The sequence below is a fragment of the Dysgonomonas sp. Marseille-P4677 genome (assembly GCF_016652235.1).
Classification (GTDB): domain Bacteria; phylum Bacteroidota; class Bacteroidia; order Bacteroidales; family Dysgonomonadaceae; genus Dysgonomonas.
Map to the genome: position 1 here is coordinate 1 of NZ_JAEPKU010000132.1, position 12,269 is coordinate 12,269.

Below are 12,269 nucleotides of genomic sequence, written 5' to 3' on the forward strand. Positions count from 1 at the left end.
GTTTTATATATTATTATTTAGATTTTAATTGATACTTTTGCATTATAAAAATAAAGCAAATTATAAATCTAAATATAGAAATTATCGTATTAATTGAACTTGAAAAAAAGCCCATCGCAATGATGACAGGGGAAGAACTGAGGTTTCTCCTAGGGAGTGGAAATGTTCAACAGGAAGAAGTCAAGAATGATATTCCTAAAGAGCGAGTGAAAATAAAAGGAATCCGAGGGTTGATGAAGTTTTTTGGTGGAGGCTGTTCGAGTACAACAGCTCAAAAAGAGAAAGACTCGGGAAAATTTCCTGTGTATTGGGTTGGCAATAGATTCTATTGCTATTCTGACGAAGTTGAAGAAGGGATAAAAAACAGTAAGAAAACAAAAGGAAATGATTGAGAATATTGAAAACTTAGTTGTACCCCCACAGATTGGTGGGGGCTATAATCAACAAGAGGTTGTTGTTGAGCCTATAGATAATCATTCTGTTTCGCTGGATGCTGATATTTGGCAGATTAGAGATGATATATACATAGAATCTACTTCTTATGATATACAAGGAAGACCAAAGAGAGTACTTGGTAAAATAGCAGAGAAAACACTCAAAAGTAGATATCGAGATTTAGATATTAAAGACATTCCGTATTTTGATTCTGAATGCTATGTACCAAGTCACAAGAACTATCAAGCATCAATAGGGAATAGTAAGAACTTATATGCTCCACTTGATATACAACCCGAACAAGGAAATTGGAAAACTTGGGAGAAGCTAATTCGTCATATTGCACAAGAACATTATGAAATACTTCTTACATACTTGATTGTCATGTTTCAGTACCCAGTCAAAAAGCTTCCAATACTTTGTCTCGTATCAAAAGACAACGCTACAGGTAAATCTACCTTTGCTAATCATCTTGCATCCTTATTGGGACGGAATGCAGGGTTTTATTCTCAAGGGGATTTAGAGAGTCAATTTAACGTATGGGTTGTAAATAAGCTTGCTGTATTTGAAGAAATATACGACACAAAGAAGGTTGCTGGAAAATTAAAAGACATTTCCACTTCTCGACAGACGACTGTTAATAGAAAAGGAATGCAACAGTTTCAATTTGAGCCTTGCGTTAGTATCATCATCAACTCCAACAATGACGAGACTTGTATTCAATTGAATGAAAACGACAACAGGTATCTCGTTCTAAAAGTACCACCTATACCTAAAGATGACTACGACATCAATCTTGAAAAGAAACTTGAAAGGGAAGCCCCTGCTATGCTCTGGTATCTTCTCAATACAGAACCATTAATTAAAGAACATAGTCGTATGTGGTTTCCGCTAGATATGCTACGCACAAAGCAATTAGAGGCTATGGTCGAGGCAAACAGGACTGACGAGTATCATAGTATAAAAATTGCAGTGCAGGAGCTACATGATGAATTAAAGAGGGATTTATATCTCAGAGTAAAAGACCTTGAGGCTCTTTTAGGCTATAAATATTCTAAACATAAGATTTCGACTTGTCTTAGGTAGGAATTCAAAATCTCTCCAACAGAGAAAACAATTCGATTTTGGAGCTACTATGGATACGATAATGGACTTGACAGGGAAGGGAAAGAATTATCAGGAAAGCCATATCTCTTTAAATATGAAACTGATTAGCTTGTGTTTATTGTGTAATGATGTGAATTCCAATGTGTAGCTATAATATGCTGATATATCGCAATGTGTATTCTGTGTATAAGATTATAATATATGGAATAGTAAGTATAAGGTATTTCTCTAGAGGATATAATCAAATTGCCATACACATTATACACTTCTTTTATTATCAAGCTAATATACTACACGAAGCGAAACACATACTTAATATAATTTTATATCAAAATGAAGAATTTAAAAAATATAGAGAAAAAATTGCAACAAAAAACGATTTCTTATAAAACAATGAAACGTATATATGAAGGCGTAAGACATAACCCTCGAATACTCCTTGAACCAAACGAACAAGATCGTAAAAAACTAATCGAAATAATACAACTATACGATAAAGCTGCCAATGATTTTCAGGGGACTTGGAGAGAGGAGACTGATGATGAAGTAGCACTTAGAATTTTCGCCTTAAACAATGTAGAGTATACGGGAAAATTGAAAGTTGAAGGTCGAGCTATGAGAATACCTTCGGAGAAGAACCCTCATATTCTTACAGACATTGTGTTTCGATATCACAAGGCTGTAAATAATCCTAAGACGTTAGCTATTGCTGATGCCATGGTTAGAATATGGGATAGTCAAGGTTATCAAAAAAAATGGACAGAGTTTAGGAATATTATAGAGCCTATAATGAGGAAGTACTACTATTAAGTTTATGTTTGCAGTGAGAACACCTTGATTGGGAGAGTTTTATAACTTTAATACAAACTTCATACTGATTGGTTAAATCTCAATAATATAATATATTACATGAAGTACCCCCTCTTTTATTAGGAAGGGTTATCTGCATTCAACTATAAGTCTATACGAGAAATATAGTTTCTTTTGCAACTAATATTATCACACCTCAACTCTTGCCCATTTTCCCTTTGGATGCAGTATAATATCCGCAATAAAACAGTATATTTGCAGTACGAAGGGGAAAACAAGACATAGCGATGTCAACCTTCAACATATTAGAAATAAAGTGCGTAATATTACCTGTTTCTCGAATCTGGACAATTCACTACAACAGAAGGTAATAAGTAGGTCGCTCTGTGCATATAGGTGCGCAGGGCTGCTGCTTATTCTGTTGGAGGCGTCCAGACCTTGAGAGATATAAGTATGCAGTTCCTGCGCATTCTTTGTATACAAATTTCTCTATTCGGAACTGGTGGAGAGAATAATTCATGAAACAATGAAACAACTTATTTTTGCATTTGCTGCCTGTGTACTTATCTTTTCATCTTGTCAGAGCAAGGAAGACAAAGCCAAAGAACTAGTAAAAGATGACCTTTACAAAACCCTCCACGATTTTGGCAGTTACGAACCTATAGAATGGACAGAACTCAAACCTACTTACGACGTATCCAAAGAACCAAAAGAAAGACGAGACACATTGCTATACTATGGAATGAAAAGGATGATGCTTGAATCTTTTTCTGGAGGAGACGGAATGCTTAAAGAAGAAAGTTATGTAGGAGAATATGAACAAAAACGGAAACGTTACAAAACCATAGAGGACAGTATTCAAGCACTTATGCCAATAAAGGGTTATACTATTAACCACACTTACCGAGCCAATACTCTAGGGGGTAATAAGCGAATAAGCACCGTTAGATATGACTTTGATGCTGAGTTAACTAAAGCCGTTAAAAAAGAAGAGGAAAAATCAAATTAACTAGGTCTCATATATTAAGGAATCAAAGAATCAGATATGAAAAAAGTAATTCAATTTTTAGTAGCGGTTTTAGTTAGCGTTGTTTTTATAGGATGCTCCAGTGACGACGATGACAACAATACTAGCAATTCGATGAGTGAGGCACAGAAAAAAGCATTGTCGGTTTTAAACGGTACATTCAAGTATGTGCATGAAGTTGGTACTACCATTATTACCTTCAAAGAACAGTACAATCCTGCAAAGGTGGTTATCCTTGATGAAAACTATGCAACAGGAGAAGGGCAAGAACGAAAGATTCACGGCTTGTTGACAATAACTTACTACAATGGTCAATCGTTCGATAGGTATTACTACATCGACACAAATGCCACTTCTATAGGTTTATCGTTCACAGAAAAGGGAAACAGAACCTACTCAGCTTTTCTTATAAGTAGCCCAATAGAGTTCAAGATGAAAGAAAAAGATGCTATGTTTTGGCAAGTGTTTAAGAAGCAATAAATTTATCCTATATTCATAAATTCGGAGCAGTTACATTTTGTAGCTGCTTTTTTTATACCTTTATCTGATTGTATTATTTCTATTTCGTTAACATTATGGATGCACAACTTGACTCTATCATATCTCAGATTACAGTACGACTAAAGAATAAAGATAATGCCGTTATTGGAACAGGTATTATATATTATGACGATAGTCTAGAAGATAAAGTATATATTTTAACAGCATCTCATTGTTTATTTGAGGATGGAGATGGATTTAATCAACAACGAGAATCTATCAATATTGATATATACAATGCTCAAACATTTACATACAATCCTATCACAGATAAAAACATAGATAGTAGCCTTTTATATAAAGACGAGAATAAGGATGTAGCTCTTTTAATCTTTGATAAGGATGTGATTTTAGGTATGATTGGACTTGATAATATTCCTTCTATTTCTGTTGTTCAAGAAAGGCATTCATTTTCAAATTTTATAAGTAAAGGCTTTCCAAGGGCAACAAAGGGAGAAGAATTAGAAACTTTACACCTTCAAAATCCGAGAGAAATGGCAGAGGTTAATAAATTCCAGTTAGAAACTACCTCATCATACTCTGAATCTAACATGGAAGGTTTTTCTGGTGCTGGCGTATTTTTACTTGCAAACAAAGAGATATATCTATACGGTATATTTACTAGATACAGAAAAGACCCAGAGGAAAAAGGGCGTATTGTTTACTGTCAATATATTGAATCTCTAAATGATATTTTAAAAAATAAATATCTTCCAGCTATATCTTATACATATATTGGAGAAAATGGATTAACAAAAGAGTTTTTCCAGTCCCATGTAGAAAAGTCCATTCATAGCCTAGGTAGTAGATTTAATCAAAAATTGAATTTTAGGCTACCTATAGTACAAAAATTTCATACACTTTCCTATAACGCACATTTCAAAAATAAATTCATAAAAGTCTGGGATAATTGGCTAACGGAAAGACCACGAAGTTATAGTTTAGAAGGAGATATTATAAAGAGAATCAAGGAACAATTTGATTCTCTCAAAAAAGATAAATTGGAATGGCTATCTAAGCTTAAATTCAATTATAGGCAAGAACTTGCAATCAAAGAGAGTAAAGATGAAATACAAGAGCTAAATGAAAAAATAAGAAATAAACTTGACGAGTTGTCAGAATTAGAACGCAAAGCAAGAAGCGACTCTAGTAAATATCAAAATGAAAAAAGCTGGCTTATTGATATATTACGACATAATAATACACTTTTTGAAGAATTAGATAATATTGATGTCGAATTACTAAATAATCCTATATTAGTAATCAATGGGGATGCTGGAAGTGGAAAATCTCATTTGCTCGGAGATATAGCCAATGAAAGAATAAAAAACAACTTACCAACATTACTATTACTTGGTCAGCATTTTCAAAGCACAAAAACTATAGAAGAGAATATTTTAAATCTTCTTCATCTTGACTGCACCTTCAAAGACTTTTTGGTAAATCTTGACAAGATATCAAATCAAATAGGGTCTAGAGTATTAATATTAATAGATGCCATTAATGAAGGAGCTGGTTCTGACTTGTGGAATAGTCAAATAGCTGGTTTTATTTCAACAATTAGAAAATATAAAGGTCTTGGAACTGCTATTTCAATTAGAAGTACATATTTTGATGATATAATAACCAAAGATTTTATAGACACAGAGTCGCCTCAGATTTTAGAACATGAAGGATTTAGTGGAAATGAATATGAAGCTCTAAAACTTTTTTGTGAATATTACTCATTAAAGCTTCCGAGTTTTCCTATTCTAGCCCCAGAATTCTCAAACCCTCTATTTCTGCACTTAATATGTAATACAGTTAAAGAATTGCCTAATAAGACATTTCCTAAAGGATTCAATGGATTAAATGGATTGTATCAACTTTATATCAACTCCCTAAATAAGAGATTCGAAATAAAGAACAAGAAGTATAAACTAAAAAATATAGTATCAGCATCTATTGAAGTATTATCAACCGCAATCCTAGACTCAAAATACGGACATCTATCTGTACAAGAGGCGGTAAGTCTCTTCGATGAAAAGTTTTCGAAATTTGATACACTTCTGATTGAATTAATTGAGGAAAATATCTTAATAAGAAATAAGATACAAGGTGTTAAAGGGGAATTTAAAGAGGTCATATACTTTGCCTACCAACGGCTAGGGGAGTACTTCATGGCAAAGAAACTGTTAGGAGACTGCTCATCAAAAGAGGATGTTTTAAAAGCTCTAAATGACCCTAATGGATTAGGTAGAATATGTTCTGATTTTCAATGGAAGTATCGAGGGGTAGTTGACGCATTGTCAATTATATTGCCAGAAGAATATAATTTGGATATTTTTGAAATATCTGAATATTTTATTACAAACGAAGAAAGAAGAAACAAAAGCTGGGAGAGTCATATTAATGATTGGATTAGTGGAGTAGAGTTGGATAGCTTAAAATGGCGTAAAGTAGAGTCTATTGATGATGAGAAAATTACAAACTGGCTACAATCTGGAAAAGCATTAATAGCCAATAATGAATGGTTTCTATGCTTAACGGAACTATCTTCAATAATAAACCATCCATTTAATAGCAATAGGCTTACTAGAATATTGAAAAGGTATCCTATGTCTAAAAGGGATAGCTTTTGGCAGGAATTCGTCCTTTATTACAATGGTTATGATGATGATAATATTGCATTCCCAATTCAAAGACTAATTGATTGGGCTTGGATGCCTGATATTTCAATTCTGTCGGATGACGAAACGGCAAAACTTGTATCTCAAACTTTAGTATGGATTTTATCAACTACAAATACAAAACTTAGAGACGAGACAACCAAAGCATTAGTTAATCTATTGGAGCAAAAACCGAATATTTTACTTGAGTTATTGGAGACATTTCGAGATATAGATGATTTTTATATACTAGAACGTCTTTATGCAGTAACTTATGGTTGTATTTTACGAACAGAGGATGATAAATCTATCAAAATTACTGCTGAATATGTATACAATTCTATCTTTAAAGAGGGCAACCCTCCGAAACATATTTTGCTTAGAGATTATGCTAAAAATATAGTGGAATATGCTATATATAAGAATCTTATAAGAGGAACTGATACTCAGCAAATAAATCCACCATATAATAGTGAGATACCCGAATTTCCAACAGAAGAAGATATAAAAAAGCTTGAGATAGAATTTGAAGATAATCCTAATTATAAATTAGATTATAGTAATCAGCACAATGCTATAATTCACTCATTGACAGGATTTATCGGAGACTTTGGGGAAAAGGTTGTAAAACCTAGAGTTCAAGATTTTCATCACACTCCATTCGAAAAAGAAAAAGAATATGAGGGATTCATTAAGAAATTGAAAAAGGATAAGCGAGAACTTGTAAAGCTATTATTCGAGTGTATGAAAAGCATAAGTTTTTATGAGAGTGAAATAGAAACATATACTCGTATTAATTTACCAAAAGAAAAAATGGAAAGTCGCTTATCAAGGATGAAAGAAGTTCTTAAATTTTGCGACGATTCTGTACTTCAAGATTTCGATAATGAGGAATGTCAATACACGAAAGACATATTAATCCCTTATTTTGAAAGAAAAATAAAATCTGATGATAATTTGCAATATTCAGATTCAATGCCTATTCGCTATTGGATTATCCAACGTGTTTTTGAACTTGGCTATGATAAAGAGATACATGGTAAGTATGACTGGTGGGTTAAAGAATCTGGTTATCGTCGTGAATTCAAGATAGAACGTATAGGTAAGAAATATCAATGGATAGCATTCTATGAAATATTTGCCATACTTTCAGATAATTATAAATATAAAGATAACCGATGGGGAAGCGATAAATACGATTACTTTAAAGGAGCTTGGCAAACTTATTTAAGAGATATAGACCCAGCGACAACAACAATAAGAAAAGAGAATGACGATGTTGAAGATAACCCCTTCTTAAACTCACTTAGCAATGAATGGTGGGAAGATAAGGAATATACAAATTGGTCTGGAGATGACTCCCAATGGGTTTTGACATTAGAAGACTTAGTGCATCCTCATAAAATTATAAGAAAAATAGATGATACAGGTTCTTATTGGCTACATCTGCATCACTATGTTAGGTGGATTGAACCTAAAAAGATAGGAGAAGAAAGATATGGAGGGCAGAAAAAACAAGTTTGGTATATGTTTAATGCCTATTTGGTAAAGAAGAAAGATAAACAAAAGATTGTAAACTATCTGAGCAAAAAGAATTTCTGGGGAAGATGGATGCCAGAAGCAAATGAAAACTTTTCTAGTTTAATCAACAGAGAAAAATTTTGGTCTCCTGCTTATAAAGATGAAAGTCGAGAATCTGGACGAAAATTGTGGCATGAAATTGGCAAATCAAGCTACAAAGTCATAGTTGCTGATACGCAAGCAAATGGCAATATGGAAGATGATAAATCAGGTACATCAGCCCTATATAAAATTCCATGTAAATTTATTTTTGAAGGGATGGAGCTACAATATGCACCTAAAGATGGCGATTTAAGAAATAAAAACGGGGAGATTATTGTAACAAATATTAACCCCAATGGTGTAATGATAAGAGAAAAAGATTTATTGGAATTTTTAGATAAAAATGAACTTGATATAATTTGGACTTTACTGGGAGAGAAATTTTCACACTCGACAAATAGAGATGATGAATCGTATTTTAAAGTTCCTTGTGGAGTTTTTTACTTAGAAGAAGGCAAAATGAAAGGAGAAATGGTAATGTATGACAGAGATTAGTAATATACAACTATATAGCTATCAGGCTGAGTGTGGAGATGCTTTTCGTATCCGCTACATTGGTAACGATAATAAAGCTCATAATATTTTTGTTGATTCTGGATATGAGAGGACATATAGGCATATATTACAGACTGAAATAGAAGCTATATCCAAAGCAAATGAGTTTATTGATTTATGGGTTGTATCTCATATTCACGACGACCATATTGGAGGAATAATTAAGTATATCAAGGCTATAAAAGATGAAGAAATCTCAGATATTGTAAAAGAGTGGTACTATAATCCTCCTAGAAATTACATACCACTAAAATGGCAGAATCCTATAAGTTCAGCATCAAGTATAGACCAAGGAGATTTTCTGTTTGATTATCTGTATCAGATGAGGAAAATACTCCCATTCGATGTCGTAAATGAATTAGAAGAATTAGATTTTTTCGGTTTGAAAATCGAAATTTTATCTCCTAGTGTTGAAAACCTTCAAAAGCTAAGAGATAAATATAAAAAAAATATACCATTAGAGAGAAGTGAGTATAATGATGTGAGTTCTGCAAAATCTTCATCAAGCAATGATTATAATATTCCTTTGAGTTCTTTTAATCTGGATAATATCAAAGAAGATAAATCAGAGGAAAATGGAAGCAGTATTTCTATTCTCGCTACATATAAAGATTCCAAAATTTTATTTCTTGCAGATTCTCATCCCTCAGTCATTACTTCTTGCCTAAAGAAAAAAGGATATTCGAATAAAAAGCCTTTAAAGTGCGATTATGTTATTGTTTCGCATCATGGAAGTGAAGGGAATAACAGTAGTGATTTATATAGTTTGATTAAATGCAATAATTATATATTTTCCACCAATGGAGAAAAACATAATTTACCGAACAAAAGTGTATTTGCTCAGATATTGAAAAATCCACATAGAGATATAAAAGAGCAGTACAGTATATATTTCCTATACAATACAGATATTCTAAATGATATATTTCGGATTGATGGAGAAGAGGTGTATGACAAGTGGGATTTTAAGACTCATCTATCAGATAACAAAATGTTTATATTAATGAAATAATTTATATATACCATGGATACAGAAGAAAGAGAACAACACAAGCTTAAGCTTATAAAAACTATCTTAACCTCATCGAGTTATGATATGAAAGAACTACTATCTATTTATGCTTTTTACTTATCGAGTGCTCCTGATACGTTATATAATATTAGTTACTATACTGATAGGATAGATGATTTCATAAAAAGAGTATCTGATTTACCAAAAAAGGTCGATTGGTTTGACAATATTTTTAATAAAATAAAACCCGAAATAGATTTACACCCCCTAAAAGACCAATTTATATTCACATTTGATGACTTATTTGTATATACTACAACATCCCCTATGGATGTTAAAAAAGAAAATGTAGATGCACTCAGACTGGATTTGGTTACTCTAAATAAGTTCTCTCTTAGAATGGCAACAGAAGAGTCCGAGATTGATTTTCTCTTTGAATACCCCAGTGAGAGCTATAAAGATATTGATATTCTCATCAATGGCATTAAAGAAACTATACTGAAATATTATCCTCTACCTAAAGAATCTTAATACTATGGCTATAGATATAACAAATAGTTCTTTATACAAAAAAGTAATAGACAAGACCAATATATACAATTCAATATATGCCTTAGAATCATATATATTTGAAAAAGGTTTGCTATCCACAGATGAGTTAACGACTTACAATAAATTATCAGATAAATACAACTTCGAATTTATTAATAACATTATTAAGGACTGCCAAGATATTCTAAAACAAGTCTTGACTAATTCCACAACTCTTTTTGACGTAGAAGTATTCTTCAAATTTAAGAAAATTGACAACGAAGGAAAAGCTATATTCAGACCATTGCATACGGCAAAATTAAAGTCTCAAATTTGTATGGTTGCGATGTTGAATGTAACAATGTTTGATGATTCTTTTCCAAATAAAAGCAAGCCAAACCGCAAATTGTCAGATATTGCTAAATTAGTCCCAGCAAACTTCTACGGAAATATACCATCAACAAATCCGAATGAAATTTTCGTTAATTGGAAAGTAAAATACAAAGAATACTCTGAAACGGTTATAAATAAGTATTATGAATATAAAAACAATAATAAATATACGCAAGAAGTATGCTTGGACTTAAAGGATTTTTTTCCATCTATTAATCCTATTCATATATACAACTTAATATACAATAAAATAGAGCCTTCATTTATTGAACAAGGAGATAAAGAATGCCTTAAAATTATTTTGCAAAAACTTCTATATTTTAATATAAAGCCATTTGACCATCAATGGAATGAGCATTATTACCCTAATATAGATACTGAAATATTGCGTAAAAATAAAGACCGATTGATAAATAGAGGTTTACCTCAAGGTCTACCTCATGCTTATCTTTTTAGTAATTTATGTATGGTTGAAGTTGCAAAGCATACTAAATCGGTGTTTGACGGAGAGGCATTTTATTATGTAGATGATTCCGTTATTTATACAAATGGTATTGACGAAAAAGCATTTTCAAAGAAGATTGATGAGCTTAATGATTTAATTCAAAACTCTTTTAAACAAGGGTATGAACAAAATAAGCCTCAAATAGTAAGTTGTTTGGACAAAAAAAAGCAGGATATTAATAATTTGATAAAATATGCAATAGAGATACATAATGGAGATAAGAGTTCAATTAATCCAATAGGAGAAGCTTATAATGATTTGTCCAAATTACAAAGTCTGGCAACACAAATTTCGGGGGTTGCATCCATTTTTTCCACATTGGATGAAACCGAAGACTCTAATCTAAAAAAGAAATTAGAAATACTTATTATAGCAATAGATAAAGAATTAAAGCTTGAAGAGGTAAGAAATAAAAACTTCCCTGACAAAGCTAGTAAGTATAAACTTAAGCTCTTATTGAGATATAAAAAGTTTTTCTTATTTAGACTGAGATTATTACAGTATACAGAAAAAGCCATTGGGAAAGATGATTTCGACAAGTTCTACAATAAATATGGCTATAATGATAAGGATAAACAATTAGATAATAGAAAATTCTTTGATTGTTATGAAGAAGATATTTTTATAGCCGAAGTTCGACTTATCATTCAATGTTATGAGGGAGATAATGAGTATCTAGATGCATTTAAAAATAATATATGTACTATAGAAGAGAAGCTTTTGAATGAAAATTTGTTATCTGAAAGTAGAACGAAAAATTTATACATAAAAAGAGATATAAGAGGTACATTGAATATGTTCACATTTGAAGACCTCAAATATGAGAGCCTGAATAAACTAATGAATGCAGGATATAGATTCTTTCCTAAAACAACATCATTAAATAGAATCGAGAAATTAGAAGAAATTCTTCAAAAAGATATATATAGTCTTTTTATCATAGAAGAGTATGCACGTTTTATATTCAATTTATCAGATGAATTTAAACGTAAAATACTAAATGCACTGTTTTCTTACATATTCGGGATTGGAATTACAGATAACTGTAGCTTGAATAAATATAACAATAGAGCTATCCTATAT

At 31.8% G+C, this 12,269-nt stretch carries 9 protein-coding genes; all 9 read left to right on the forward strand.

From position 1 onward, the window contains the following. The first annotated feature begins 92 nt into the window (after positions 1 to 92). Positions 93 to 392 (forward strand): DUF3853 family protein, encoded by a 300-nt coding sequence (locus JGH11_RS16560; protein WP_370567623.1) that lies wholly within the window; start codon positions 93 to 95, stop codon positions 390 to 392. Further along, positions 385 to 1,521, forward strand: a complete 1,137-nt coding sequence (locus JGH11_RS16565) for a primase-helicase family protein (protein WP_201113675.1) — start codon at positions 385 to 387, stop codon at positions 1,519 to 1,521. Before JGH11_RS16560 ends, JGH11_RS16565 begins: the two co-directional genes overlap by 8 nt. A 414-nt stretch (positions 1,522 to 1,935) precedes the next feature. Next, the gene (locus tag JGH11_RS16570) at positions 1,936 to 2,352 is read left to right on the forward strand and encodes a hypothetical protein (RefSeq protein WP_201113676.1); all 417 of its coding nucleotides are present in this window, start codon (positions 1,936 to 1,938) and stop codon (positions 2,350 to 2,352) included. A gap of 526 nt (positions 2,353 to 2,878) precedes the next feature. Beyond that, complete coding sequence (locus JGH11_RS16575; RefSeq protein WP_201113677.1) at positions 2,879 to 3,361, forward strand: hypothetical protein; 483 nt, start codon at positions 2,879 to 2,881, stop codon at positions 3,359 to 3,361. Between the two features lie 36 nt (positions 3,362 to 3,397). Then, positions 3,398 to 3,859, forward strand: a complete 462-nt coding sequence (locus JGH11_RS16580) for a hypothetical protein (RefSeq protein ID WP_201113678.1) — start codon at positions 3,398 to 3,400, stop codon at positions 3,857 to 3,859. Positions 3,860 to 3,954: 95 nt separating this feature from the next. Further along, positions 3,955 to 8,685 (forward strand): AVAST type 2 anti-phage system protein Avs2, encoded by a 4,731-nt coding sequence (avs2, locus tag JGH11_RS16585; RefSeq protein ID WP_201113679.1) that lies wholly within the window; start codon positions 3,955 to 3,957, stop codon positions 8,683 to 8,685. Continuing rightward, entirely contained in the window at positions 8,672 to 9,757 is a 1,086-nt protein-coding gene (locus JGH11_RS16590; protein WP_201113680.1) for an MBL fold metallo-hydrolase, read from the forward strand. The genes avs2 and JGH11_RS16590 overlap by 14 nt, the downstream gene beginning before the upstream one ends. A gap of 12 nt (positions 9,758 to 9,769) precedes the next feature. Next, the gene (locus JGH11_RS16595) at positions 9,770 to 10,288 is read left to right on the forward strand and encodes a hypothetical protein (RefSeq protein ID WP_201113681.1); all 519 of its coding nucleotides are present in this window, start codon (positions 9,770 to 9,772) and stop codon (positions 10,286 to 10,288) included. 4 nt (positions 10,289 to 10,292) lie between these two features. After that, the coding region (locus JGH11_RS16600; RefSeq protein ID WP_201113682.1) for a reverse transcriptase domain-containing protein at positions 10,293 to 12,269 on the forward strand (1,977 nt) is incomplete at its 3' end.

Bases quoted from the DNA above. Each gene is read 5' to 3' on its own strand.
- JGH11_RS16565 (WP_201113675.1), top strand. From the start codon at position 385: ATGATTGAGAATATTGAAAACTTAGTTGTACCCCCACAGATTGGTGGG.
- JGH11_RS16570 (WP_201113676.1), top strand. From the start codon at position 1,936: ATGAAACGTATATATGAAGGCGTAAGACATAACCCTCGAATACTCCTT.
- JGH11_RS16575 (WP_201113677.1), top strand. From the start codon at position 2,879: ATGAAACAACTTATTTTTGCATTTGCTGCCTGTGTACTTATCTTTTCA.
- JGH11_RS16580 (WP_201113678.1), top strand. From the start codon at position 3,398: ATGAAAAAAGTAATTCAATTTTTAGTAGCGGTTTTAGTTAGCGTTGTT.
- avs2 (WP_201113679.1), top strand. From the start codon at position 3,955: ATGGATGCACAACTTGACTCTATCATATCTCAGATTACAGTACGACTA.
- JGH11_RS16590 (WP_201113680.1), top strand. From the start codon at position 8,672: ATGACAGAGATTAGTAATATACAACTATATAGCTATCAGGCTGAGTGT.
- JGH11_RS16595 (WP_201113681.1), top strand. From the start codon at position 9,770: ATGGATACAGAAGAAAGAGAACAACACAAGCTTAAGCTTATAAAAACT.